Origin of the sequence: Streptomyces tendae, from assembly GCF_008632955.1 — a bacterium.
Classification (GTDB): Bacteria; Actinomycetota; Actinomycetes; order Streptomycetales; family Streptomycetaceae; genus Streptomyces.
Window position 1 is genome coordinate 591,350 of record NZ_CP043959.1, and the last position, 25,248, is coordinate 616,597.

20 protein-coding genes and 1 riboswitch are annotated in these 25,248 nt (G+C 71.1%); of the genes, 17 read left to right on the forward strand and 3 right to left on the reverse strand.

Annotated elements, in window-relative coordinates; genetic code table 11:
- Positions 1–7 precede the first annotated feature (7 nt).
- The 14 genes from F3L20_RS02855 (at position 8) to recQ (ending at position 17,889) form a co-directional block, all read left to right on the forward strand.
- Complete coding sequence (locus F3L20_RS02855) at positions 8–562, forward strand: NuoB/complex I 20 kDa subunit family protein (protein ID WP_006133126.1); 555 nt, start codon at positions 8–10, stop codon at positions 560–562.
- On the forward strand, positions 559–1,308 hold the full coding sequence (locus F3L20_RS02860) for an NADH-quinone oxidoreductase subunit C (protein WP_150151912.1): 750 nt from the start codon (positions 559–561) through the stop codon (positions 1,306–1,308). Before F3L20_RS02855 ends, F3L20_RS02860 begins: the two co-directional genes overlap by 4 nt.
- A 62-nt stretch (positions 1,309–1,370) precedes the next feature.
- Positions 1,371–2,681: an NADH-quinone oxidoreductase subunit D gene (locus F3L20_RS02865; protein WP_145829726.1), complete on the forward strand. Its 1,311-nt coding sequence runs from the start codon at positions 1,371–1,373 to the stop codon at positions 2,679–2,681.
- On the forward strand, positions 2,678–3,538 hold the full coding sequence (nuoE, locus tag F3L20_RS02870) for an NADH-quinone oxidoreductase subunit NuoE (protein ID WP_150151915.1): 861 nt from the start codon (positions 2,678–2,680) through the stop codon (positions 3,536–3,538). Before F3L20_RS02865 ends, nuoE begins: the two co-directional genes overlap by 4 nt.
- Positions 3,538–4,884 carry an NADH-quinone oxidoreductase subunit NuoF gene (gene nuoF, locus F3L20_RS02875; RefSeq protein ID WP_150151918.1) on the forward strand — a complete coding sequence of 449 codons (1,347 nt, stop codon included), beginning with the start codon at positions 3,538–3,540 and terminating at the stop codon, positions 4,882–4,884. The genes nuoE and nuoF overlap by 1 nt, the downstream gene beginning before the upstream one ends.
- Positions 4,881–7,385: an NADH-quinone oxidoreductase subunit G gene (locus F3L20_RS02880; RefSeq protein WP_150151921.1), complete on the forward strand. Its 2,505-nt coding sequence runs from the start codon at positions 4,881–4,883 to the stop codon at positions 7,383–7,385. The genes nuoF and F3L20_RS02880 overlap by 4 nt, the downstream gene beginning before the upstream one ends.
- The gene (nuoH, locus tag F3L20_RS02885; RefSeq protein WP_145829730.1) at positions 7,382–8,755 is read left to right on the forward strand and encodes an NADH-quinone oxidoreductase subunit NuoH; all 1,374 of its coding nucleotides are present in this window, start codon (positions 7,382–7,384) and stop codon (positions 8,753–8,755) included. The genes F3L20_RS02880 and nuoH overlap by 4 nt, the downstream gene beginning before the upstream one ends.
- Complete coding sequence (gene nuoI, locus F3L20_RS02890) at positions 8,748–9,389, forward strand: NADH-quinone oxidoreductase subunit NuoI (RefSeq protein WP_145829731.1); 642 nt, start codon at positions 8,748–8,750, stop codon at positions 9,387–9,389. Before nuoH ends, nuoI begins: the two co-directional genes overlap by 8 nt.
- Entirely contained in the window at positions 9,386–10,228 is an 843-nt protein-coding gene (locus F3L20_RS02895; protein ID WP_150151924.1) for an NADH-quinone oxidoreductase subunit J, read from the forward strand. The genes nuoI and F3L20_RS02895 overlap by 4 nt, the downstream gene beginning before the upstream one ends.
- Positions 10,225–10,524, forward strand: coding sequence for an NADH-quinone oxidoreductase subunit NuoK (gene nuoK, locus F3L20_RS02900; protein WP_004927567.1), 300 nt, complete (start codon positions 10,225–10,227; stop codon positions 10,522–10,524). The genes F3L20_RS02895 and nuoK overlap by 4 nt, the downstream gene beginning before the upstream one ends.
- A 14-nt stretch (positions 10,525–10,538) precedes the next feature.
- Positions 10,539–12,503, forward strand: a complete 1,965-nt coding sequence (gene nuoL / locus F3L20_RS02905) for an NADH-quinone oxidoreductase subunit L (RefSeq protein WP_150151927.1) — start codon at positions 10,539–10,541, stop codon at positions 12,501–12,503.
- Positions 12,504–12,508: 5 nt separating this feature from the next.
- Positions 12,509–14,080, forward strand: a complete 1,572-nt coding sequence (locus F3L20_RS02910; protein WP_145829734.1) for an NADH-quinone oxidoreductase subunit M — start codon at positions 12,509–12,511, stop codon at positions 14,078–14,080.
- Positions 14,077–15,729: an NADH-quinone oxidoreductase subunit NuoN gene (nuoN, locus tag F3L20_RS02915; protein ID WP_145829735.1), complete on the forward strand. Its 1,653-nt coding sequence runs from the start codon at positions 14,077–14,079 to the stop codon at positions 15,727–15,729. Before F3L20_RS02910 ends, nuoN begins: the two co-directional genes overlap by 4 nt.
- 186 nt (positions 15,730–15,915) lie before the next feature.
- On the forward strand, positions 15,916–17,889 hold the full coding sequence (recQ, locus tag F3L20_RS02920) for a DNA helicase RecQ (protein WP_150151930.1): 1,974 nt from the start codon (positions 15,916–15,918) through the stop codon (positions 17,887–17,889).
- A 176-nt stretch (positions 17,890–18,065) separates the two neighbouring features.
- Here recQ and F3L20_RS02925 read toward each other — a convergent pair whose 3' ends face one another.
- Together F3L20_RS02925 and fahA are read right to left on the reverse strand one after the other, a co-directional pair.
- Complete coding sequence (locus F3L20_RS02925) at positions 18,066–19,004, reverse strand: M56 family metallopeptidase (protein WP_150151933.1); 939 nt, start codon at positions 19,002–19,004, stop codon at positions 18,066–18,068.
- A 197-nt stretch (positions 19,005–19,201) separates the two neighbouring features.
- Positions 19,202–20,416, reverse strand: coding sequence for a fumarylacetoacetase (gene fahA, locus F3L20_RS02930; RefSeq protein WP_150151936.1), 1,215 nt, complete (start codon positions 20,414–20,416; stop codon positions 19,202–19,204).
- A 314-nt stretch (positions 20,417–20,730) separates the two neighbouring features.
- On the opposite strand from fahA, the gene F3L20_RS02935 reads away from it, so the two are divergent.
- Entirely contained in the window at positions 20,731–21,603 is an 873-nt protein-coding gene (locus F3L20_RS02935) for an HAD family hydrolase (protein WP_150151939.1), read from the forward strand.
- Here F3L20_RS02935 and F3L20_RS02940 read toward each other — a convergent pair.
- Complete coding sequence (locus F3L20_RS02940) at positions 21,567–22,043, reverse strand: transglycosylase SLT domain-containing protein (RefSeq protein ID WP_024883110.1); 477 nt, start codon at positions 22,041–22,043, stop codon at positions 21,567–21,569. The genes F3L20_RS02935 and F3L20_RS02940 overlap by 37 nt on opposite strands.
- 3 nt (positions 22,044–22,046) lie before the next feature.
- Positions 22,047–22,218, reverse strand: a riboswitch (cyclic di-AMP (ydaO/yuaA leader).
- A gap of 525 nt (positions 22,219–22,743) precedes the next feature.
- On the opposite strand from F3L20_RS02940, the gene F3L20_RS02945 reads away from it, so the two are divergent.
- Positions 22,744–23,754 carry a polyprenyl synthetase family protein gene (locus F3L20_RS02945; protein WP_150151942.1) on the forward strand — a complete coding sequence of 337 codons (1,011 nt, stop codon included), beginning with the start codon at positions 22,744–22,746 and terminating at the stop codon, positions 23,752–23,754.
- A gap of 257 nt (positions 23,755–24,011) precedes the next feature.
- On the forward strand, positions 24,012–25,241 hold the full coding sequence (locus F3L20_RS02950; protein ID WP_150151946.1) for a LolA family protein: 1,230 nt from the start codon (positions 24,012–24,014) through the stop codon (positions 25,239–25,241).
- Positions 25,242–25,248: the final 7 nt, after the last annotated feature.

The following is a 25,248-nucleotide window of genomic DNA, read 5'->3' on the forward strand; positions in this document are numbered from 1 at the left end:
CTAAGTCATGGGACTCGAAGAAAAGCTGCCGAGCGGATTCCTGCTGACCACCGTCGAGCAGGCCGCGGGCTGGGTGCGCAAGTCATCCGTCTTCCCCGCCACGTTCGGCCTCGCCTGCTGTGCCATCGAGATGATGACCACCGGCGCGGGCCGCTACGACCTGGCGCGCTTCGGCATGGAGGTCTTCCGCGGTTCGCCGCGGCAGGCGGACCTCATGATCGTCGCCGGGCGGGTCAGCCAGAAGATGGCGCCGGTGCTCCGGCAGGTCTACGACCAGATGCCGAACCCCAAGTGGGTGATCTCCATGGGGGTCTGCGCCTCCTCGGGCGGCATGTTCAACAACTACGCGATCGTCCAGGGCGTCGACCACGTCGTGCCGGTCGACATCTACCTCCCCGGCTGTCCGCCACGCCCCGAGATGCTGATGGACGCCATCCTCAAGCTCCACCAGAAGATCCAGAGCTCCAAGCTCGGCGTGAACGCCGAGGAGGCGGCCCGCGAGGCGGAGGAGGCGGCGCTCAAGGCCCTGCCCACGATCGAGATGAAGGGGCTGCTGCGATGAGCGACGTGAACAACACCGCGGGTGACGACGTGAACCCCGAGAAGGAGCTCTCCGCCGAGAACCTCCCCGGCCAGCGCGGTGAGGGCGGCGAGCAGATCCGCGTCCAGCGCGGCATGTTCGGCGCCAACAACGGCGGCGACACCTCCGGTTACGGCGGCCTGGTCCGCTCGGTCCGGCTCCCGGGACCGGCGGCCCGCCCCTACGGCGGCTGGTTCGACGAGGTCGCCGACGAGCTGGAGGGGGCGCTGGAGGAGCAGGACCTGCTCCCCGGGAACGCCATCGAGAGGACGGTCGTCGACCGCGACGAGATCACCTTCCACATCGAGCGGGAGCACCTCGTGAGGGTGGCGAAGACGCTCCGCGACGATCCCGCCCTGCGCTTCGAGCTGTGCACCGGCGTCAGCGGCGTGCACTACCCGGACGACAAGGGACGCGAGCTGCACGCGGTCTACCACCTGCGCTCGATCACCCACAACCGGGTGATCCGCCTGGAGGTGAGCGTGCCGGACAGCGACCCGCACATCCCGTCGCTGTTCTCGGTCTATCCGACGAACGACTGGCACGAGCGCGAGACGTACGACTTCTTCGGCATCGTCTTCGACGGCCACCCGGCCCTGACCCGGATCATGATGCCGGACGACTGGCAGGGCCACCCGCAGCGCAAGGACTACCCCCTCGGCGGCATCCCCGTCGAGTACAAGGGCGCCCAGATCCCGGCTCCGGACCAGCGGAGGTCGTACTCGTGAGCACTCCCAACCCTTCGCCCGGCCACCACCCCTCATCGAGTCCCTCCGGGACCACCTCCTCGATGGCATCCGCCCGTGAGACCACGGAAGGCACCGTCTACACCGTCACCGGCGGCGACTGGGACGAGGTCGTCGAGACCGCGGCCCGGACCGACGACGAACGCATCGTCGTCAACATGGGTCCGCAGCACCCGTCCACCCACGGAGTGCTCCGGCTGATCCTGGAGATCGACGGCGAGACGGTCACCGAGGCCCGCTGCGGCATCGGCTACCTCCATACCGGCATCGAGAAGAACCTCGAGTACCGGACGTGGACCCAGGGCACCACGTTCGTGACGCGCATGGACTACCTGACGCCGTTCTTCAACGAGACGGCGTACTGCCTCGCGGTCGAGAAGCTGCTCGGCATCGAGGACCAGGTGCCCGACCGCGCCTCGGTCATCCGGGTGCTCCTGATGGAGCTGAACCGGCTCTCCTCCCACCTGGTGTGCATCGCCACCGGCGGCATGGAGCTCGGCGCCACCACGATCATGATCTACGGATTCCGTGACCGTGAACTCATCCTCGACATCTACGAGCTGATCACCGGCCTGCGGATGAACCACGCGTACATCCGTCCCGGCGGACTCGCCCAGGACCTGCCGCCCGGCGCTGTCGACCAGATCCGCGAGTTCGTCAAGAAGATGCGGAAGAACCTCCCGGAGTACGACAAGCTCGCCACCGGGAACCCCATCTTCAAGGCCCGCATGCAGGACGTGGGGTACCTGGACCTGGCCGGCTGCATGGCCCTCGGCGCCACCGGCCCGGTGCTGCGCTCCACCGGCCTGCCGCACGACCTGCGCAAGACGCAGCCGTACTGCGGCTACGAGACGTACGACTTCGACGTCCCGACCGCCGACACCTGCGACTCCTACGGCCGCTTCCTGATCCGGCTGGAGGAGATGCGCCAGTCGCTGCGCATCGTCGAGCAGTGCCTGGACCGGCTCCAGCCCGGACCGGTCATGGTCGAGGACAAGAAGATCGCCTGGCCGGCCCAGCTTGCCCTGGGACCCGACGGACTCGGCAACTCCCTCGACCACATCAAGCAGATCATGGGCACCTCCATGGAGGCCCTGATCCACCACTTCAAGCTGGTCACCGAGGGCTTCCGGGTCCCGCCGGGCCAGGCGTACGCGGCCGTGGAGTCGCCCAAGGGCGAACTCGGAGTGCACGTCGTCTCCGACGGCGGCACCCGCCCCTACCGGGTCCACTTCCGCGACCCGTCCTTCACCAACCTGCAGGCCATGGCGGCGATGTGCGAGGGCGGCCAGGTCGCCGACGTCATCGTCGCCGTCGCGTCCATCGATCCCGTGATGGGAGGCGTCGACCGGTGACCACCTCTTCTTCCGAGCGGGGCGTCAGCCTGGGCATGCCGGAACTGCCCGCCCCCGCCTACCCGGACGACGTCCGGGCCCGGCTGGAGACCGACGCGCGCGCGATCGTCGCCCGCTACCCGGACTCCCGGTCCGCCCTCCTGCCGATGCTGCACCTGGTGCAGGCGGAGGAGGGCCATGTCACGCGCACCGGCATGCGGTTCTGCGCGGACATGCTGAACCTGACCACCGCCGAGGTGACCGCGGTCGCCACCTTCTACACCATGTACCGGCGCTGGCCGAGCGGCGACTACCAGGTCGGGGTGTGCACCAACACCCTGTGCGCGGTCATGGGCGGCGACGCGATCTTCGAGGAACTGCAGGAGCACCTGGGCGTCGGCAACGGCGAGACCACCGGCGACGGCAAGGTCACCCTGGAGCACATCGAGTGCAACGCGGCCTGCGACTACGCGCCCGTCGTGATGGTCAACTGGGAGTTCTTCGACAACCAGACCCCCGAGAGCGCCAAGCGCATGGTCGACGACCTGCGCGCCGGCCGCCCGGTCGCGCCCACCCGCGGGGCGCCCCTGTGCACCTTCAAGGAGACCGCCCGCATCCTGGCCGGCTTCCCCGACGAGCGGGAAGGGGCCGTCGAGGCCACCGGCAGCGCGGGCCCCGCCTCCCTGATCGGCCTGAGGCTGGCCAAGGGCGAGGCCACCCCCGCGCGCGTGGTGCACCCGCGTGGCGAGGCGCCGCAGGACACCCCGCCGCACGAGCCGTCGCCCGCCGAGCACCTCAGCTCGCACGACGCGCCGCAGGACACGGCGGCCTCCGACCCGTCCAACCCGTCCGGACCCGTCGCCGAGGAGGGGGAGTGATGACCTTGGCACCCGAACTGAAGGACACCAGCCCGGAGAAGCTGCTCTCACCGGTGCTGTCGGCCTTCTGGGACGAGGACAAGTCCTGGACGCTCGACGTCTACCGGCGGCACGACGGGTACGAGGGGCTGCGCAAGGCGCTCGCCATGTCGCCGGACGACGTCATCGCGTACGTCAAGGAGTCCGGACTGCGCGGACGCGGCGGCGCCGGCTTCCCGACGGGCATGAAGTGGCAGTTCATCCCGCAGGGCGACGGCAAGCCCCACTACCTCGTCGTCAACGCCGACGAGTCGGAGCCCGGGACCTGCAAGGACATCCCGCTGCTCTTCGCCAACCCGCACAGCCTCATCGAGGGCATCGTCATCGCCTGCCACGCCATCAGGTCGTCGCACGCCTTCATCTACCTGCGCGGTGAGGTCGTCCCCGTCCTGCGGCGGCTGCACGAGGCCGTGCGCGAGGCCAAGGAGGCCGGCTTCCTCGGCCAGAACATCCTGGGCAGCGGACTCGACCTCGAACTCACCGTGCACGCGGGCGCGGGCGCGTACATCTGCGGTGAGGAGACCGCGCTGCTCGACTCGCTGGAGGGCCGCCGGGGCCAGCCCCGCCTGCGTCCTCCCTTCCCCGCCGTCGCGGGCCTCTACGCGTGCCCCACCGTGGTGAACAACGTGGAGTCCATCGCGTCGGTTCCCGCCATCATGAACCGGGGCAAGGACTGGTTCCGGTCGATGGGCAGCGAGAAGTCCCCGGGCTTCACGCTCTACTCGCTCAGCGGCCACGTCGCGAGTCCCGGGCAGTACGAGGCGCCCCTCGGCATCACCCTGCGGCAGCTGCTCGACATGAGCGGCGGGATGCGGCCGGGCCACCGGCTGAAGTTCTGGACGCCGGGCGGCTCCTCGACGCCGATGTTCACCGACGAGCACCTCGACGTCCCGCTCGACTACGAGGGGGTCGGCGCCGCGGGCTCCATGCTCGGCACCAAGGCGCTGCAGTGCTTCGACGAGACCACCTGCGTGGTCCGCGCCGTCACCCGCTGGACCGAGTTCTACGCCCACGAGTCCTGCGGCAAGTGCACCCCGTGCCGCGAGGGCACGTACTGGCTCGTCCAGCTGTTGCGCGACATCGAGGCCGGCAAGGGACAGATGTCCGACCTCGACAAGCTGAACGACATCGCCGACAACATCAACGGCAAGTCCTTCTGCGCCCTCGGCGACGGCGCCGCCTCGCCGATCTTCTCCTCGCTGAAGTACTTCCGCGAGGAGTACGAGCAGCACATCACGGGCCGTGGCTGCCCCTTCGACCCGGCCGCGTCGACGGCCTGGGCCGACCGTACGGAGGTGCACGCATGACTGTGACCACCAACGCTCCCTCCGGCGGGGGAGAGGCGGCGGTCCCGCCCGAGGACCTCGTCACGCTGACCATCGACGGCGCCGAGATCAGCGTGCCCAAGGGCACCCTGGTCATCCGGGCCGCCGAGCAGCTCGGCATCGAGATCCCCCGGTTCTGCGACCACCCGCTGCTCGCGCCGGCCGGCGCCTGCCGCCAGTGCATCGTGGAGGTCGAGGGCCAGCGCAAGCCCATGGCGTCCTGCACCATCACCTGCACCGACGGGATGGTGGTGAAGACGCAGCTCTCCTCCCCGGTCGCGGAGAAGGCCCAGAAGGGTGTGATGGAGCTGCTGCTCATCAACCACCCGCTGGACTGCCCGGTCTGCGACAAGGGCGGTGAGTGCCCGCTGCAGAACCAGGCGATGTCGCACGGCAACGCCGAGTCCCGGTTCGAGGGCAAGAAGCGCACCTACGAGAAGCCCGTCGCGATCTCCACGCAGGTGCTGCTGGACCGCGAGCGGTGCGTGCTGTGCGCCCGCTGCACCCGGTTCTCCAACCAGATCGCCGGCGACCCGATGATCGAGCTGGTCGAGCGGGGCGCGCTGCAGCAGGTCGGCACCGGCGAGGGCGACCCCTTCGAGTCGTACTTCTCCGGCAACACCATCCAGATCTGCCCGGTCGGCGCGCTCACCTCGGCCGCCTACCGGTTCCGCTCCCGCCCGTTCGACCTGATCTCCTCGCCGTCGGTGTGCGAGCACTGCTCGGGCGGCTGTGCCACCCGCACCGACCACCGGCGCGGCAAGGTCATGCGGCGGCTCGCCGCCGACGACCCCGAGGTCAACGAGGAGTGGATCTGCGACAAGGGCCGCTTCGCGTTCCGGTACGCCCAGCAGCGGGACCGTCTCGGCACCCCGCTGGTGCGCAACGCGGAGGGTGACCTGGAGCCGGCGTCCTGGCCGGACGCGCTGCAGATCGCGGCGCAGGGCCTGCTGGCCTCCCGGGGCCGCACGGGCGTGCTGACCGGCGGCCGGCTGACCGTCGAGGACGCCTACGCCTACAGCAAGTTCGCCCGGGTCGCGCTCGCCACCAACGACATCGACTTCCGGGCGCGCGTGCACAGCCCCGAGGAGGCCGACTTCCTCGCCGCGCACGTCGCGGGACGGGGCCGCGACCTGGACGGCGGCGGTGTCACCTACACCTCCCTGGAGAAGGCCCCGGCCGTACTGCTGGTCGGGTTCGAGTCCGAGGAGGAGGCACCGGGCGTCTTCCTGCGGCTGCGCAAGGCCTGGCGCGGACACGGGCAGCGCACCTTCGCCCTGGCCACGCACGCCACGCGCGGTCTGACCAAGGCCGGCGGCACGCTGCTGCCGGCGGCCCCCGGCACCGAGACCGAGTGGCTGGACGCGCTGGCGAGCGGCGTCGGCCTGGAGGGCGACGGGGCCGCGGCCGCCGAGGCGCTGCGCGCCGAGGGCGCGGTCGTCGTCGTCGGCGAGCGGCTGGCCGCCGTACGCGGCGGGCTCACCGCGGCCGTGCGGTTCGCCACCGCGACCGGCGCCCGCCTGGTGTGGATCCCGCGCCGGGCCGGGGAGCGGGGCGCGATCGAGGCGGGCGCGCTGCCGTCGCTGCTGCCGGGCGGGCGCCCGGCGACCGACCCGCGTGCGCGGGAGGAGGTGGCGGCCCTCTGGGGCGTCGCCGAACTGCCGCACCGCTACGGCCGGGACACCGCCCAGATCGTCGAGGCGGCCGCCCGCGGTGAGCTGCAGGCGCTGCTGGTGGCGGGCGTGGAGGTCACCGACCTGCCCGACCCGGCCCGCGCGCGTGCCGCGCTCGCCGAGGCCGGGTTCGTGGTCTCCCTGGAGCTGCGGCCCGGTGAGGTCACCGAACTCGCCGACGTGGTCCTGCCGGTCGCCGCCGTCGCCGAGAAGGCCGGCACCTTCCTCAACTGGGAGGGCAGGGTGCGGCTGTTCGAGGCGGCACTCAAGCCGGACCAGATGACCCGGCGGCTCCCGCCCACCGACGCGCGCGTGCTGCAGATGCTCGCCGACGCCATGGACGTCCACCTGGGCCTGCCGGACCTGCGCACGGTCCGCTCGGAGATCGACCGGCTCGGCGTGTGGGACGGCCCGCGCGCCGCCGACCCGGTGGAGACCGCGGGCGCCCTGCCCCGGCCGGCCGCCGGCGAGGCGGTGCTCGCCGGTCACCGGCTCCTGCTCGACCTGGGCGTGCTCCAGCAGGGCGACGAGGCGCTGGCCGGCACCCGGCACGCCGCCCACGCCCGGCTGTCGGCCGCCACGGCCGCCGAGGTCGGCGTCAAGGACGGCGACACGCTCGCGGTGACCGGCACCGCCGGGACCCTCGAACTGCCCCTGTCCGTCACCGAGATGCCCGACCGGGTGGTCTGGCTTCCGCTCAACTCCACGGACGGCGGGGTCGCTTCCGGCACCGGGGCACTTCCCGGCTCCCTCGTCCGCATCGGCCCGGCGACCCTCGCCGGTGAGGCTCCCCAGGAGGTGGAGGCATGAGCCCGTACCTCGCCGCTGAAGACCTCTCGATGTTCGGCCGCGATCCCTGGTGGCTGATCCTCGTCAAGGCGGTGTTCTGCTTCGCCTTCCTGATGGTGACCGTGCTGCTCTCCATCGTCATGGAGCGCAAGGTCGTCGCCTGGATGCAGCTGCGCGTCGGCCCCAACCGGCACGGCCCCTGGGGCATGCTCCAGTCGCTCGCCGACGGCGTGAAGCTGATGCTGAAGGAAGACGTCATCGTCAAGCGCGCGGACAAGGCGATCTACGTCCTCGCACCGATCGTCGCCGCGATCCCGGCCTTCATGGCGTTCGCGGTGATCCCCTTCGGCCCGGCCGGCAACGAGATCTCGATCTTCGGCCAGCGCACCACGATGCAGCTCACCGACCTGCCGATCGCGGCGCTCTACATCCTCGCGGTCGCCTCGGTCGGCATCTACGGCATCGTCCTGGCGGGCTGGAGCTCCGGCTCCACCTACCCGCTCCTCGGCGGCCTGCGCTCCTGCGCGCAGATGATCTCCTACGAGATCGCCATGGGCGCCGCGTTCGCCTCCGTCTTCCTCTACTCGGGGTCGATGTCGACGTCGACGATCGTCGAGGCGCAGGCCGACCGCTGGTACGTGCTGCTGCTGCCGGTGTCGTTCCTGATCTACATCGTGACGATGGTCGGTGAGACCAACCGCGCCCCGTTCGACATGCCGGAGTCCGAGGGCGACCTGGTCGGCGGTTTCAACACCGAGTACTCGTCGATCAAGTTCGCGATGTTCATGCTCGCCGAGTACATCAACATGGTGACCGTCTCGGCGGTCGCGGTGACCCTCTTCCTGGGCGGCTGGCGGGCTCCCTGGCCGGTCAGCACCTTCTGGGAGGGCGCCAACCACGGGTGGTGGCCCATGCTCTGGTTCACCGGCAAGCTGCTGACCCTGCTGTTCGGCTTCGTCTGGCTGCGCGGCACGCTCCCGCGCGTCCGCTACGACCAGCTGATGAAGCTCGGCTGGAAGGTCCTCATCCCGGTCTCCCTGGTGTGGCTGATGGCGGTCGCCACCGTGCGGGCGCTGCGCAACGAGAACTACGACTTCGCCGACATCGCGCTCTACATCGCCGGCGGCGTCCTCGTCCTGCTGCTGCTCTCCTTCGTCGCGGACATGTTCCGCGGCCGGGGCCAGGACACCGGGGAGCCCGTCGACCAGCCTCCCTTCGACCCGATGGCGGGCGGGTTCCCCGTGCCGCCGCTGCCCGGGCAGGAGCTGCCGCCGGTGCCGCGACGCCGTCCGCGCCGGGAGCGGGAGCTCGTTGTCAGTGGCGGACCCGATACTCACAGTGACGAATCCCAGGGCGGATCGACGGATGGAAAGGAGGCGTCCGATGGCTGAGGAACCGAAGGACACCAAGCCCGGTTTCCTGAACCCGGTGGCCGGCTTCGGCGTGACCTTCAAGGCCATGTTCAAGAAGCGGCTCACCGAGCAGTACCCGGAGCAGCAGAAGACCACCGCTCCGCGCTTCCACGGACGGCACCAGCTCAACCGCCATCCGGACGGCCTGGAGAAGTGCGTCGGCTGCGAGCTGTGCGCCTGGGCCTGTCCCGCCGACGCGATCTACGTGGAGGGCGCGGACAACACCGAGGAGGAGCGCTACTCGCCGGGTGAGCGGTACGGCCGCGTCTACCAGATCAACTACGCCCGCTGCATCCTGTGCGGGCTGTGCATCGAGGCGTGCCCCACGCGCGCGCTGACGATGACCAACGAGTTCGAGCTGGCCGACTCCAGCCGCGCCAACCTCATCTACACCAAGGAGCAGCTGCTAGCGGGCCTGGAGGAGGGCATGGTCGACTCCCCGCACGCCATGTACCCGGGCACCGACGAACAGGACTACTACCGGGGCCTGGTGACCGAGGCCGCCCCCGGTACGGAGCGTCAGGTCGCCCACTCCAAGGGCGAGGTGGTGCAGGAGGCCGACTCGACCTTCGGTCCCGAGGAGCCCGCGTCGGAGAAGGTGATCGGGCGATGACCGGCCAGCTCGCCGCCTACTCCACCTCCACCGGAGAGGCCTTCCAGTTCTGGGTGCTCGGCACCGTCGCCGTGATCGGCGCCCTGTGCACCGTCTTCATGCGGCGGGCCGTGCACAGCGCGCTCTGCCTGGCCGGCACCATGATCATCCTGGCCGTGTTCTACCTGGCCAACGGCGCCTACTTCCTGGGCGTCGTGCAGATCGTCGTCTACACCGGCGCGATCATGATGCTGTTCCTGTTCGTGGTGATGCTGGTCGGCGTCACGGCGGCGGACTCCCTGAAGGAGACCATCAAGGGCCAGCGCTGGCTGGCCCTGCTGTGCGGCCTCGGCTTCGGCGTCCTGCTGGTGGGCGGCATCGGCAACGCCTCGCTGAACGAGTTCAACGGCATCGGCGAGGCGAACGCCGGCGGGAACGTACAGGGCCTGGCCTCCCTGCTGTTCACCAAGTACGTGTTCGCCTTCGAGATCACCGGCGCCCTGCTCATCACGGCCGCCGTCGGCGCCATGGTGCTCACCCACCGGGAGCGCACCGAACGGGCCAGGACCCAGCGGGAGATGGCCGAGCAGCGCGTCCGCGAGGGCACGTACCTGCCGCCGCTGCCCGCGCCCGGCGTCTACGCCCGGCACAACGCGGTGGACATCGCGGGCCTGCTGCCCGACGGCACCCCCTCGGACCTCACCGTCAGCAAGACGCTGCGGGACCGCGGCCAGGTCCGTGACGTGTCGCAGGAGGCGATCAACGACCTGCGGGCGATGGAGCAGCGCGCGGAGGAGCGCCTGGAGCGCCGGGCGATCGATCCGCCGAACTTCAAGCGGGCCGAGGAGGCGTCGAAGTGAATCCCGTCAACTATTTGTATCTGGCGGCGCTGCTGTTCACCATCGGCGCCACCGGTGTGCTGATCCGGCGCAACGCGATCGTGGTGTTCATGTGCGTCGAGCTGATGCTCAACGCCTGCAACCTCGCGTTCGTCGCCTTCTCCCGCATGCACGGCAACCTCGACGGCCAGATCATCGCGTTCTTCACGATGGTCGTCGCCGCCGCGGAGGTCGTGGTGGGGCTGGCGATCATCGTGTCCCTGTTCCGTTCCCGCCACTCGGCCTCGGTCGACGACGCCAGCCTGATGAAGCTGTGAGGGGCTGCTGAATCGTGGAGAACCTGATTGCGCTGCTGGTGGCGGCGCCTCTGCTCGGAGCGGTGGTCCTGCTGTGCGGCGGACGCCGGCTGGACGCCGTCGGCCACTGGATCGGCACGGCGCTGGCCGCCGTCTCGTTCGCCCTCGGCCTGGTGCTCTTCAGCGACCTGCTGGGCAAGGGCGCCGAGGAACGCACCGTCACGCAGCACCTGTTCAGCTGGATCCCGGTGGAGGGCTTCCAGGCGGACGTCGCCTTCCGGCTCGACCAGCTGTCGATGACGTTCGTGCTGCTGATCACGGGCGTGGGCTCGCTGATCCACCTCTACTCCGTCGGGTACATGGAGCACGACGAGCGGCGCCGCCGCTTCTTCGGCTACCTGAACCTCTTCCTCGCGGCGATGCTGATCCTGGTCCTCGCCGACAACTACCTGCTGCTGTACGTCGGCTGGGAGGGCGTCGGTCTCGCCTCCTACCTGCTGATCGGCTTCTGGCAGCACAAGCCCAGCGCGGCCACGGCCGCGAAGAAGGCCTTCCTGGTCAACCGCGTCGGCGACATGGGCCTGTCGATCGCGATCATGCTGATGTTCCTGTGGTTCGGCACCTTCGCCTTCGGGCCGGTGCTCGGCGGCCACGGGGAGGCCGGTCTCGCCGGTGAGGCGGGCGAGGGCAAGCTGACCGCGATCGCCCTGATGCTGCTGCTCGCCGCGTGCGGCAAGTCCGCCCAGGTGCCGCTGCAGTCCTGGCTCGGGGACGCGATGGAGGGCCCGACCCCGGTCTCGGCCCTCATCCACGCGGCGACCATGGTCACGGCGGGCGTCTATCTGATCGTCCGCTCCGCGGCCGTGTTCAACGGCGCCCCGGACGCCCAGCTGGTGGTCACCATCGTCGGCGCGGTCACGCTGCTGTTCGGTGCGATCGTCGGTTGCGCCAAGGACGACATCAAGAAGGCGCTGGCCGGCTCGACCATGTCGCAGATCGGCTACATGGTGCTGGCCGCGGGCCTCGGCCCGATCGGCTACGTCTTCGCGATCATGCACCTGGTGACGCACGGCTTCTTCAAGGCCGGCCTCTTCCTCGGCGCCGGTTCGGTCATGCACGGCATGAACGACGAGGTCGACATGCGCCGCTACGGCGGCCTCAGGAAGTACATGCCGGTCACGTTCATCACCTTCGGGCTCGGCTACCTCGCGATCATCGGCTTCCCGGGCCTGTCCGGCTTCTTCTCCAAGGACAAGATCATCGAGGCGGCGTTCGCCAAGGGCGGCACCGAGGGCTGGATCCTCGGCGCCTGCGCCCTGCTGGGCGCGGCCATCACCGCGTACTACATGACGCGCGTGATGCTGATGACGTTCTTCGGCGAGGAGCGCTGGCGCAACGCGCCCACGCCGTCCCCGGCCGCCCCGGACGTCGAGCCGGCCGCCGAGACGCGCGGGGAGTACGAGCCGCCGCACCCGCACGAGTCGCCGAAGTCGATGACCGTCCCGATGATCGTGCTGGCCGTCGGATCGGTCGCGGGCGGCGCGTTCTTCAGCATCGGCGACCGCTTCGTGCACTGGCTGGAGCCGGTCACCGGGCACGCCCACGGGCACCCGCCGGTCAGCGCGCTGACGGTGACGCTGTCCACGGTCGCGGTCATGGTCGTCGGCGTGGCGATCGCCTGGGCGCAGTACGGACGGCACCCGGTGCCGGCCGTCGCCCCGCGCGGTTCGCTGCTCACCCGGGCCGCCCGCCGCGACCTGCTCCAGGACGACTTCAACCACGTGGTCCTGGTCCGCGGCGGCGAGCACCTCACCCGCTCGCTGGTCTACGTCGACCACACCCTGGTCGACGGCGTCGTCAACGGCACGGCGGCCTCCGTGGGCGGCCTGTCCGGGCGGATGCGCAGGCTGCAGAACGGCTTCGCGCGGTCCTACGCGGTCTCGATGTTCGGCGGCGCGGCGGTCCTCGTCGCCGCGACCCTGCTGATGAGGGCGGTCTGATACCGATGTCCTTTCCTCTCCTGACAGCGACGGCGGCGCTCCCGGCCATCGGGGCGATCGCCACGGCCGCCGTACCGGCCGCGAAGCGCACGGCGGCCAAATGGCTGGCCCTGCTGTTCTCGCTGGCCACCCTCGCCCTCGCGATCACCGTCCTGGTCCGCTTCGACCCGGGCGGCGACCGCTACCAGCTCACCGAGTCCCACTCGTGGATCGCCGACTTCGGCGTCCGCTACGAACTGGGCGTGGACGGCATCGCGGTGGCGCTGATCGCGCTGACCGCCCTGCTGATCCCGTTCATCGTGCTGGCGGGCTGGCACGACGCCGACCCGCTGGAGACCGGCAGCAGGCGGTGGCGGCCGACTCAGGGCTTCTTCGCCCTGATCCTGGCCGTCGAGGCGATGGTGATCATCTCCTTCGAGGCCACCGACGTCTTCCTCTTCTACATCTTCTTCGAAGCCATGCTCATCCCGATGTACTTCCTCATCGGCGGCTTCGGGGACCGTGCGCACAAGGACGGCGAGGAGAAGGCGGCGACCCAGCGGTCGTACGCGGCGGTGAAGTTCCTGCTGTACAACCTGGCCGGCGGTCTGATCATGCTGGCCGCGGTGATCGGGCTGTACGTGGTCGCCGGGAACTTCTCCCTCACCGAGATCGCGCAGGCCCGCGCGAACGGCGAGCTGGAGATGGCGACCAGCACCGAGCGCTGGCTGTTCCTCGGCTTCTTCTTCGCGTTCGCGGTGAAGGCGCCGCTGTGGCCGCTGCACACCTGGCTGCCCAACGCCATGCAGGAGTCCACCGCGCCGGTGGCCGTGCTGATCACGGCGGTCGTCGACAAGGTGGGCACCTTCGCGATGCTGCGCTTCTGCCTCCAGCTGTTCCCGGAGGCCAGCAAGTGGGCGACCCCGGTGATCCTGGTGCTGGCAGTGATCAGCATCATCTACGGCGCGCTGCTCGCCGTCGGCCAGCGCGACATCAAGCGGCTGATCGCCTACGCCTCGATCTCCCACTTCGGCTTCATCGTCATGGGCATCTTCGCGATGACCAGCCAGGGCCAGTCCGGGGCGACGCTCTACATGGTCAACCACGGCATCTCGACCGCCGTGCTGATGCTGATCGCCGGGTTCCTGATCTCCCGGCGCGGCTCCCGGCTCATCGCCGACTTCGGCGGTGTGCAGAAGGTGGCCCCGGTACTCGCCGGCACCTTCCTGATCGGGGGTCTGGCGACCCTCTCGCTGCCGGGGCTCGCGCCCTTCGTCAGTGAGTTCCTTGTCCTGGTCGGCACGTTCACGCGCTACCCGGTGATCGGGATCATCGCCACCTTCGGCATCGTGCTCGCCGCGCTCTACACCCTCGTCCTGTACCAGCGGACGATGACCGGCCCGGTGAAGCCCGAGGTCGCCGCGATGCCCGACCTGCGGGTCCGGGAGATCGCGGTGGTGGCGCCGCTGGTCGTGCTGCTGGTGTTCCTGGGCGTCTACCCGAAGCCCGTCACGGACGTCGTGAACCCGGCGGTGGAGCACACCATGTCCGACGTACAGAAGAAGGACCCCCAGCCCGAGGTGGAGGCGGCCAAGTGAGCGCAACAGCAGCCGTCCACAGCCTGTGGACAACCGCGGCCGATCCGATCGCCAAGATCGACGCACCCAAGATCGAGTACGGGCAGCTCGCGCCCACCCTGATCGTCGTCGGCGCGGCGCTCGTCGGGGTGCTGGTCGAGGCGTTCGTGCCGCGCAGGTCCCGGTACTACACGCAGATGTTCGTCGCCGTGGTCGCGCTCGCCGCCGCGTTCGCCGCGGTGGTGGCGCTCGCCGCGGACGGGTACGCCACCACGAAGGCGGGCATCGCGGCGATGGGCGCCATCGCCGTCGACGGACCGGCGCTCTTCCTGCAGGGCACCATCCTGCTGACGGCGCTGGTGGGTCTGTTCACCTTCGCCGAGCGCCGGCTCGACCCGGAGGCGCACGGCAACCGCGTCGACTCCTTCGCCGCGCAGGCCGCGGCCGTCCCCGGCAGCGACGCCGAGAAGCGGGCCGTCAAGGCGGGGTTCACCACCACCGAGGTGTTCCCGCTGCTGCTCTTCGCGGTCGCGGGCATGCTGGTCTTCCCGGCGGCCAACGACCTGCTGACGCTGTTCGTGGCCCTGGAGGTCCTCTCCCTCCCGCTGTACCTGCTGTGCGCGCTGGCCCGCCGCAAGCGGCTGATGTCGCAGGAGGCGGCGGTCAAGTACTTCCTGCTCGGCGCGTTCGCCTCCGCGTTCACCCTGTTCGGCATCGCCCTGCTGTACGGCTACGCGGGCTCCATGTCGTACGCGACGATCGCGCAGGTCGTCGACGGCACGGTGCCGGAGATCACCCCGGCGCTCGCCGACACCATGGGCAACGACGCGCTGCTGCTGATCGGCGCGGCGCTGCTGGTCATGGGCCTGCTGTTCAAGGTCGGCGCGGTGCCCTTCCACATGTGGACGCCCGACGTCTACCAGGGCGCCCCCACGCCGGTCACCGGCTTCATGGCGGCGGCCACCAAGGTCGCGGCGTTCGGCGCCCTGCTGCGCCTGCTGTACGTGGTGCTGCCGGGGCTGCGCTGGGACTGGCGGCCGGTCATGTGGGGCGTCGCCATTGTCACCATGCTGGCCGGCGCGATCGTGGCGATCACCCAGACCGACATCAAGCGGCTGCTGGCGTACTCCTCGATCGCGCACGCGGGCTTCATCCTCGCGGGTGTCATCGCGGCCACGCCGTCGGGCATCTCGTCGGTCCTGTTCTACCTGGCGGCCTACTCCTTCGTGACGATCGGCGCCTTCGCCGTGGTCACGCTGGTGCGGGACGCCGGCGGCGAGGCGACCCACCTGTCCAAGTGGGCGGGCCTGGGCCGGCGCTCCCCGCTGGTGGCGGCGGTGTTCGCGGTGTTCCTGCTGGCCTTCGCGGGCATCCCGCTGACCTCGGGCTTCGCCGGGAAGTTCGCCGTGTTCAAGGCGGCGGCGGAGGGCGGGGCGGCCCCACTGGTCGTGATCGGCGTGATCTCGTCGGCGGTCGCGGCGTTCTTCTACATCCGCGTCATCGTGCTGATGTTCTTCAGCGAGCCGCGCCCCGAGGGCCCGACCGTCGCGGTGCCGTCGCCGCTGACGATGACGGCGATCGGGGTCGGCGTGGCGGTCACGGTGGTGCTCGGTGTGGCACCGCAGTACTTCCTGGAGCTGGCCGGGGACGCGGGGGTGTTCGTGCGCTGAGGCGCACGCCCGCCGGACGGCAGGCGCGGCCCGGTACCCCTCGGAAGGGGTGCCGGGCCGCGGTCGTTCCCGGTCGCGTTCCGCTGAGGGACGGAGCGTTCCGGGCGGCCTGTGGACAACTCCGGGGCTGTCGGTGCGGGCGCCTAAGGTGGACGCAGTGGTCGAGGGACGGCCGCGGGGTACGGGATGTACGGGACGGGCGGTGTCGCCGGGATGACAGTGACGGACAGTGGGGCGTCGGCGGCGCTGCACCGGGTCTTCGGCTACGAGGCCTTCCGCGGTGAGCAGCAAGCGGTCGTCGACCATGTGATCGCGGGCGGCGACGCGGTCGTGCTCATGCCGACCGGCGGCGGCAAGTCGCTCTGCTACCAGATCCCGGCCCTGGTCAGGCCCGGCACGGGCGTGGTCGTCTCCCCGCTGATCGCGCTGATGCAGGACCAGGTGGACGCGCTGCGGGCGCTCGGCGTGCGGGCCGGCTTCATGAACTCCACGCAGGACTTCGACGAGCGGCGGACGGTCGAGGCCGAGTTCCTCGCCGGCGAGCTCGACCTGCTGTACCTGGCGCCGGAGCGGCTGCGCCTGGACAGCAGCCTCGACCTCCTCTCCCGCGGCAAGATCTCCGTCTTCGCCATCGACGAGGCGCACTGCGTCTCCCAGTGGGGCCATGACTTCCGGCCGGACTACCTCACCCTGTCCGTGCTGGGGGAGCGGTGGCCGGACGTGCCCCGCATCGCCCTCACGGCGACCGCCACGCACGCCACCCACCGGGAGATCACCGAGCGGCTGGGCATGCCCGACGCCCGGCACTTCGTCGCCAGCTTCGACCGGCCCAACATCCAGTACCGCATCGTGCCCAAGGCCGACCCGCGCAAGCAGCTGCTGGCCTTCCTGCGCGAGGAGCACGCGGGGGACGCGGGCATCGTGTACTGCCTCTCGCGCAACTCGGTGGACAAGACCGCCGAGTTCCTGTCGCGCAACGGCATCGAGGCGGTGCCGTACCACGCGGGTCTCGACGCGGGGACGCGCGCCGCGCACCAGGCGCGGTTCCTGCGCGAGGAAGGGCTGGTCGTGGTGGCGACCATCGCCTTCGGCATGGGCATCGATAAGCCGGACGTCCGCTTCGTCGCCCACCTCGACCTGCCCAAGTCGGTGGAGGGCTACTACCAGGAGACCGGCCGCGCGGGCCGCGACGGACTGCCGTCGACGGCGTGGATGGCCTACGGACTCAACGACGTCATCCAGCAGCGCAAGCTGATCCAGTCGGGCGAGGGCGACGAGGCGTTCCGGCGGCGGGCCAACCAGCATCTGGACGCCATGCTCGCCCTGTGCGAGACCGTGCGGTGCCGGCGCGGCCAGCTCCTCGCCTACTTCGGCCAGGAGCCGGACGGCGAGCACTGCGGCAACTGCGACACCTGCCTGGTCCCGCCGGAGACCTGGGACGGCACGGTGGCGGCGCAGAAGGTGCTGTCCACGGTCGTACGGCTGCAGCGTGAGCGCGGGCAGAAGTTCGGCGCCGTGCAGATCGTGGACATCCTGCTGGGCCGGCGCTCCGCCAAGGTCATCCAGTTCGACCACGACCAGCTCTCCGTGTTCGGGATCGGCGGCGAGCTGAGCGAGGCGCAATGGCGTGGTGTGGTCCGCCAGTTGCTCGCCCAGGGACTTCTCGCGGTCGAGGGCGACTACGGCACGCTGGTGCTGACCGAGGCCAGCGGGGCGGTGCTGCGGCGGGAGCGGGAGGTGCCGCTGCGCAAGGAGCCCGAGAAGCCGGTGTCCGCCAAGGGCGCGGGCAGCCGGGGCGATCGCAAGGCCAAGGCCGCCGCGGCCGAGCTGCCCGAGGAGCTTCAGCCCGCGTTCGAGGCGTTGCGCGCCTGGCGGGCCGAGCAGGCCAGGGAACAGGGCGTCCCGGCGTACGTGATCTTCCACGACGCCACGCTGCGGGACATCGTCACGGCGTGGCCCACCTCGGTGGCGGAGCTGGGCGGGATCAGCGGCGTGGGCGAGAAGAAGCGGGCGACGTACGGGGAAGGGGTGGTGGCCGTGCTGGCAGGGCTGTCGGCACCAGGACCGGCGCCGGCACCCGCACGGGATGCCGCCGCCGCGCCAGACGCCCCCGAGGAGGCCCCGGACGACTGGCCCGACGACGAGCCCGACTGGTCCTGAGCGCCCGGCCGCCCGGCCGGCCCGGCCGCCACCGCAGCGTGCGTCAGCCGCGTCGGCCGGGTACCGCAGCGGGTGTCAGCTGGGCGGGCCGGAGCGCCGGCCACCGCACCGCAGAGGGCGTTGGCAAGGACGCCGGGTACTGCGGCGGGCGTCAGCCGCACAGGCCGGAGTGTCGGCTACGGCAGCGCCGTGAGGCCCGGGGCGAAGGTGATCAGGAGGGGGACGAAGGGGACCAGGGCCGCCGCGGCCGTCGTCAGGGCGCGGTGGCGGCGGTCCAGGCGGGGCGGCGGCTCCAGGAGGCGGTCGACGCGCTCGCCGAGCAGGCGGTGGCTGGAGGCGCAGGACAGCACGCCCCGGTGCTGGTTGAGTTCGATCAGCGCGAGCGCGGTGGTGAGATGGCCGCAGCGGCGGGAGGCCGTGTCGTCGGCGGACAGCTCGACCAGACGATGGGTCTGCTCGCAGAAGTGGGCGAACAGCGGGACGCGCGGGAAACCCGTCGCCAGCGCCGTCGACAGGTGCAGCAGCCAGTCGTGGCGGGCCCGGGCGTGGCCGCGCTCATGGGTGAGGACCGCGTCCAGCTGGTGGTCGGTGAGGCGCTGCAGGGCGCCGGTGGTGACGATCAGCTGGGGCGGGCTGCCCGGCATCCACCAGGCGTCGGGATACTCCTCCTCCAGCACCAGCAAGGGGCCCCGCCCCTCGGGGAGTCCCGAGGGCAGGTCGGGCGCGCGGTCGCGCAGGTGCTCCCGGGCGCGGGCCCGCCGGCGGCGGGCCTCGACCAGCTCGCGCCCCAGCATGGCCGTGGTCCACGCCGCGCCGGACGCCAGCAGCACGGTGAGCACGGTCGTCCACGGCGACGCTGCGGACAGGTCGTAGGCGGCGGTCACGGCGGGCGGAGCGGGTGCGAAGAGCTGGGCGCGGACGGTGCCGAAGACGGCCGCGGCGCCCAGCGCCAGGGCGGTCAGACAGCACAGCAGCACGGTGGCGACCAGGCACTGCCACACCCACAGGGCGACCACCGGCTCGCGTTCCGGCCACTTCGCCCGGGTCAGCACGCGCGGGACGGGCACGGCGGCCGTCACGGCGACCACGCTCAGCAGGAGCAGGCAGTACGTCATGCCACGGGCTCCGGATCCTGTCGGAAGGGTGCGGCTCGGGGACGTGCGGGTGGTGCGGGGCACGCGGCGTACGACGACCGCGGTGTGCGCGACGACGCACCGCCCGACGCCAAGTATGACGGCGAAGGGCGGTGCGAGTCAGCGTGCGCGGCCGGATCGGCAGGGCCTCAAGGGGCCGTGCCAGGGGGCCTCATGGGTCAGGGGGCCGGGACCACCCGTCCCGTGACCTCGCCGAGGCCCACCCGCGCACCGTCGGGACCGGGTGCCCAGGCGGACAGCGTCACCACGTCGCCGTCCTCCAGGAACGTCCGCTTCCCGTCGGGGAGTTCGAGCGGGTCACGGCCGTTCCAGGTCAGCTCCAGCAGCGAACCGCGCTCCCGCTCGGTGGGGCCGCTGACCGTGCCGGAGCCGTAGAGGTCACCGGTGCGCAGGGAGGCGCCGTTCACCGTCATGTGGGCGAGCTGCTGGGCGGCCGTCCAGTACATGGTGGAGAAGGGGCACTCGGAGACCTCGTGGCCGTTGATCGCCACGGTGATGCGCAGGTCGTAGCCGCCGGGCTCCTCCCGGGCGTCGTCCAGGTAGGGCAGCAGCTCGTGGGTGCGCGCGGGCGGGGCGACGCGGGCCTCCTCCAGGGCGTCCAGCGGCGTGATCCACGCCGACACCGAGGTGGCGAAGGACTTGCCGAGGAAGGGGCCGAGGGGCACGTACTCCCAGGCCTGGATGTCGCGGGCGGACCAGTCGTTGAGCAGGCAGAGGCCGAACACGTGGTCGCGGTAGGCGCCGAGCGGCACGGTGCTGCCCTGCTCGGACGGCACACCGACGACGAAGCCGACCTCGGCCTCGATGTCCAGCCGGACGGACGGGCCGAAGACCGGGGCGGTGTCGGTGGGCGCCTTGCGCTGCCCCGAGGGGCGTACGACGTCGGTGCCGGACACCACGACGGTACCGGAGCGCCCGTGGTAACCGATCGGCAGGTGCTTCCAGTTGGGGGTCAGGGAGTCGGCGGCGTCGGGGCGGAAGATCTGTCCGACGTTGCGGGCGTGGTTCTCCGAGGCGTAGAAGTCGACGTAGTCCGCGACCTCGAACGGCAAGTGCAGGGTGACCTCGGACAGCGGGTGGAAGAACCGCTCGACGGTCTCCCGGTGCGCCGGGACCGTCACCCACGCGGTGAGCGCGCGCCGCACGTCCGACCAGGCCGTACGGCCCGCCGCCAGCAGCGGGTTGAGGGTGGGGCGGGCGAGCAGGGAGGCGTAGGGGGAGCCCAGGGCGTGTGCCGCCGCGCCGGCGTCGAGGACGTGGTCGCCCAGCCGGACGCCCACGGTGCGGTCCGCCGAACCGGGGGGCGAGAACACGCCGTACGGCAGGTTGTGCGGGCCGAAGGGATCGCCCTCGGGGACATCGAAGGGGGGCATCGGGTGCTGCCTCGCTTTCGTGTGCGCCGGTGCGCCACGTGTCCGTGGCCGTGCCACACGTTACGGGGTCGCGTCCGGGTGAGCCCCTGTTAATTCGGCGACGTCCGGGCCTGCCGGGCGGGCGTCCCGGATCCGTCCGGCAGGCACCCGGGCGAGGGGCACCGGAACGGGAGGCGGCGCACGGTGTTCCGACCCATGGGGGAAACGGTCCTCAACCGGTCCTGATCGGGCGCCGAAAGAAGGGAAATGGCACCCGAAGCGAGGGCATACGGGCGCGGTGAATCGGACGGTCCTCTTGTCCGTATTCTCTGATCATGGCCGCACCCACCGATTGTTCTCTCATCGCCACCGACCTGGACGGGACGCTGCTGCGCGGTGACGACACCCTGTCCGACCGCTCCCTCGCCGCCCTCGCGCAGGCGGAGCGCGCCGGTGCCCGGCACCTCGTGGTGACGGGCCGCCCGGCCCCCAGAGTGCGGTCGCTGCTCGGCGACCTCGGCTGCACGGGACTCGCGGTGTGCGGACAGGGGGCGCAGGTCTACGACGCCGGGACGGACCGGATGCTGTGGTCGGTCCGGCTGGACCGGGAGCTGGCGGAGACCGCGCTCGGCAAGATCGAGGCCGAGGTGGGTGAGGTGTACGCGGCGGTCGACCAGGACGGGGTCGACGGGCGGACGCTGATCGAGCCGGGCTACCGGATGCCGCACCCGACGCTTCCGTCGGTGCCGGTGGAGCGGCGCGACGACCTGTGGGCGCGGCCGATCAGCAAGGTGCTGCTGCGCCACCCGCGGCTCTCGGACGACGCGTTGGCGGCGGCGGCCCGGTCCGTGGTCGGCTCGCTGGCCACGGTGACCATGTCGGGGCCGGGGACGGTGGAGCTCCAGCCGTGCGGGGTCACCAAGGCGACCGGTCTGGCGCTTGCCGCCGAGCACCTGGGGCTGCGTCCCGAGGACACGATCGCCTTCGGCGACATGCCGAACGACGTCCCCATGTTCCGGTGGGCGGGCCACGGCGTCGCCATGGCCGACGCGCACGCCGAGCTCAAGGCGGTGGCCGACGAGGTCACCCTGTCGAACGAGGACGACGGCGTGGCCGTCGTCCTCGAGCGACTGTTCGGGCGGACGGCCGGAGTCGGCCGTCAGCGGTCGGCTCAGTACGCGCCGAAGACGTTGTCGATCGAGCCGTAGCGGTCGGCGGCGTAGTTGCAGGCCGCGGCGATGTTGGCGACCGGGTCGAACGGGTCGAAGGCCGTGCCGGGCACGTGGTACGCCTGGAAGGTCGGGTCGATGACCTGCAGCAGGCCCTTCGACGGAGTGCCCATGGCGGCGTTGGAGTCCCACAGGTTGATGGCGGCCGGGTTGCCGGACGACTCCCGCATGATGTTGCGGTGGATGGAGTCGTAGGAGCCCGGGATGCCGTTCTGCGCCATGACGTCCATGGCCTCGCGGATCCAGCCGTCGAGGTTCTCCGGGTACGCGGTCGTGGAGGCGGCGGTCGTGGCCTGGGTCGTGGTCGCGGCGGAGGCGCCGGTGGCACCGAACAGCGGCAGCGCGACCACGGCGACGCCGGTGCCGGCGACGGCGAGGGAGCGGACGAGGCGGCGGCGGGACGAAGCGATGACGGGCATGTCTGGGTTCCTCTCCTACGCCTGCGAGGTGAGCTGTCGGGTTCGGGCGAGGAGAGTGCCCGGCCGTGCCCCTGCGGGCATGGCTTCACCCCGAGCCGTCCGGGCGTGATGTCCGGTACGGCGGCTTACCTGGGTCCCCCGCTCCTGCCGTGCGTGAGTTCGTCGTCGGGTGTGATGCGGGTGGCGGCAGGACTAGGCGTCCACCCGGCAGGCCCGGAACGTATGCGAGAGCACATGTCGGGAACAAGTGCGACGATCACGCAAGACTCCGTTTGATCTTGAGATGGGTGCTTTTGGGCGCTTGATCCTTTGCGATCGCCAAGGGTCAACTCCGTTGCGTGGAGCGGGATCGCGGCGTTGCGGGAGGCTGATCGGCCGGCGCGTCGACGCGTGACTCACCTCACGGGACGCGGGATGCGAGCGCATTTGCGGCGTACAGGAATTCGCACAGCAATGACGGCAAATCGGACGGCAGGGCGGGCAGGATGGTTCACCGGCCACTGTGTCCGGGAAACAGAGGAATGTCCGTTGCTGTCAGCCGATCAAAAACACTCCGCTTCTGATCCCCTATCGCCCTGCTTGTGACCCCGGGGCCTGGCGGTGATCGAAAGGTGACCGGATACGCTGACTCGAGTGGTGGCAGCGACCTATCGACAAACCGTGTAACCGCCAGCAGACACCAGCAGACAGGAGACCCCTCGTGACCGTCGTCGGGCCGTTCGGGCTGAGCGTGCGGGACCAGGCTCTGGAAGCCGATGTCCAGGCCGGATTGACGGCTGTCGAGGAAGGGCTGCTCGAGGCCACCAAGAGTGAGGTGCCGTTCATCACGGAGGCCGCCCAGCACCTGGTGCGGGCCGGCGGCAAGCGGTTCCGTCCGCTGCTCGTGATGCTCGCCGCCCGCTTCGGCGACCCCTACGCGCCCGGTGTGGTGCCGTCGGCCGTGGTGGTGGAGCTGACCCACCTGGCCACGCTGTACCACGACGACGTGATGGACGAGGCCGAGGTGCGGCGCGGGGTCGCGAGCGCGAACGCCCGCTGGGGCAACTCGGTCGCCGTGCTCACCGGCGACTTCCTCTTCGCCCGCGCCTCGCACATCCTGGCCGACCTCGGCCCGGAGGCCGTGCGGGTGCAGGCCGAGGCGTTCGAGCGGCTGGTCACCGGACAGATCCTGGAGACCGCGGGCCCCCAGGACGGACGCGACCCGGTCGACCACTACCTGGACGTGCTCGGCGGCAAGACCGGCTCCCTGGTCGCCGTCTCCTGCCGGTTCGGCGCCATGATGTCCGGCGCCGACGAGACGGTGGTGGACGTCCTCACCCAGTACGGCGAGCGGCTCGGCGTCGCCTTCCAGCTCGCCGACGACGTCCTGGACATCGCCTCGGACTCCCACGAGTCGGGCAAGACCCCCGGCACGGACCTGCGCGAGGGCATCGCCACCCTGCCCGTGCTGCGGCTGCGCGAGCGGACGGCCCGGCTGGGGCTGGCCGAGGACATCGCCCTGTGCGAGCTGCTCGACTCCGACCTCACCGACGACGCCCGGCACGCCGAGGCGCTGCGGCTGCTGCGCGCCCACCCCGCCCTGGAGCAGGCCCGCCGGGACACCGTGCGCTACGCCGAGGAGGCGCGCGCCGCGCTCGCCCCGCTGCCCGACGGTCCCGCCAAGTCGGCGCTGGTCGAGCTGTGCGACGCGGTCGTGCACCGGGCCGGCTGACCGGCGCCCGTACGGTCCCGTACGCCTCCCGCACCCGGGTGACCCCTACGGGGCGGGTGAGGCGGCGTCGTCCCGTGTCATACCGCAGCAGTACGCGCAGTTGAGCCCGCGGTCTGACGAATCCGCCGCGCGGGTTTGGTCAGATGGAACACGACGGACAACACCACTTCTCACCGGTTCGGGTGAGAATGGCGGCTCGGGCCGAGACTGGTGTGAGGACACGAGACGGAAGCCGCCGCCGACGACGGAGGGCACACATGGCACCGTACGCATCCGACGACACGACGACCGCGGGAGAGGCCGAGGAGCCGCGCACGGCGCGGCGCAGGGCCGCCCGCTACGTCGTCCCTGTCACGGTGATGGGCGTGGCGGCCGCGACGATCGGACTCGTCCCGGCGCTCGCCGACTCCGGTGACCCGGATCTGCCGGAGATCACCGCCGCCCAGCTCATCGAGAAGATCGCGCAGTCGGACGTGGAGCACCTGTCCGGCACCGTGAAGATCACCACCGACCTCGGACTGCCGGACCTCGGCGGCCTGGAGAGCGGCCTGCTGTCCGGCGCGGCCGGCTCCGACGAGGAGGGAGGCTCCTCCGCCGACCCGTCCGGCCGGCTCACCGAGCTGGCGTCCGGCACGCACACCCTGCGGGTCGCGGCCGACGGCCCGGACCGCCAGAAGCTCTCCCTGCTGGAGAACGCGGCGGAGTACAGCCTCATCCACGACGGCAAGGACGTCTGGGGCTACGACAGCGGCTCCAACGAGGTCTACCACGCCACGGTGGACGACGCGGACGCTCCCGGCGGGCGCGGCGAGGAGCGGCCCCCGGCCACCCCGCAGGACTTCGCCGAGGAGGCGCTGAAGGCGGTCGACGACACCACGTCCGTGAAGGTCGACGGCACCGCCCAGGTGGCCGGCCGGGACGCGTACAAGCTGGTCGTCGAACCCAAGGGGTCCGGTTCCACCGTCGGCGCCATCAGCATCGCGGTCGACCACGAGACGGGCCTGCCGCTGAAGTTCACGCTCACCCCGTCGAGCGGCGGCGCGGCCGTCGTGGACGTCGGCTTCACCAAGGTGAGCTTCGACCGCCCGGACGCCTCCACCTTCGACTTCACCCCGCCGAAGGGCGCCAAGGTGACCGAGGGCGACGAACAGGGACGCGACCGCGGCCACTTCGGGAAGCCGGAGCGGGGTGCGAAGTCCGAGGAGGACCTGGCCAAGGGCTTCGACGGACTGACGATGCTCGGCGAGGGCTGGAACACCGTCGCCACCTTCGACACCGGCAGCGGGGCCGGCCTGCCCACCGCGGAGGCGGGCGGTGACCTCGGCGGTTTCCTCGGCTCGCTCGGCGAGGAGGTCAAGGGTGACTTCGGCACCGGCACGGTGTTCGGCACCCGCCTGGTCAACGCCCTGATCACCGAGGACGGCAAGGTCTACGTGGGTACCGTCACCAAGGACGCGCTGGTGAAGGCGGCCGACGCGGGGAAGTAGGTACCCG

Excerpts from the sequence above, each read along its gene's own strand:
- F3L20_RS02895 (WP_150151924.1), top strand. The coding sequence starts at position 9,386 with ATGACCGGCCAGCTCGCCGCCTACTCCACCTCCACCGGAGAGGCCTTC.
- F3L20_RS02910 (WP_145829734.1), top strand. The coding sequence starts at position 12,509 with ATGTCCTTTCCTCTCCTGACAGCGACGGCGGCGCTCCCGGCCATCGGG.
- F3L20_RS02860 (WP_150151912.1), top strand. The coding sequence starts at position 559 with ATGAGCGACGTGAACAACACCGCGGGTGACGACGTGAACCCCGAGAAG.
- F3L20_RS02950 (WP_150151946.1), top strand. The coding sequence starts at position 24,012 with ATGGCACCGTACGCATCCGACGACACGACGACCGCGGGAGAGGCCGAG.
- F3L20_RS02880 (WP_150151921.1), top strand. The coding sequence starts at position 4,881 with ATGACTGTGACCACCAACGCTCCCTCCGGCGGGGGAGAGGCGGCGGTC.
- nuoI (WP_145829731.1), top strand. The coding sequence starts at position 8,748 with ATGGCTGAGGAACCGAAGGACACCAAGCCCGGTTTCCTGAACCCGGTG.
- F3L20_RS02855 (WP_006133126.1), top strand. The coding sequence starts at position 8 with ATGGGACTCGAAGAAAAGCTGCCGAGCGGATTCCTGCTGACCACCGTC.
- F3L20_RS02925 (WP_150151933.1), bottom strand. The coding sequence starts at position 19,004 with ATGACGTACTGCCTGCTCCTGCTGAGCGTGGTCGCCGTGACGGCCGCC.
- F3L20_RS02940 (WP_024883110.1), bottom strand. The coding sequence starts at position 22,043 with ATGCCCGTCATCGCTTCGTCCCGCCGCCGCCTCGTCCGCTCCCTCGCC.
- recQ (WP_150151930.1), top strand. The coding sequence starts at position 15,916 with ATGTACGGGACGGGCGGTGTCGCCGGGATGACAGTGACGGACAGTGGG.
- fahA (WP_150151936.1), bottom strand. The coding sequence starts at position 20,416 with ATGCCCCCCTTCGATGTCCCCGAGGGCGATCCCTTCGGCCCGCACAAC.
- nuoH (WP_145829730.1), top strand. The coding sequence starts at position 7,382 with ATGAGCCCGTACCTCGCCGCTGAAGACCTCTCGATGTTCGGCCGCGAT.
- nuoF (WP_150151918.1), top strand. The coding sequence starts at position 3,538 with ATGACCTTGGCACCCGAACTGAAGGACACCAGCCCGGAGAAGCTGCTC.
- F3L20_RS02935 (WP_150151939.1), top strand. The coding sequence starts at position 20,731 with ATGGCCGCACCCACCGATTGTTCTCTCATCGCCACCGACCTGGACGGG.
- F3L20_RS02865 (WP_145829726.1), top strand. The coding sequence starts at position 1,371 with ATGGCATCCGCCCGTGAGACCACGGAAGGCACCGTCTACACCGTCACC.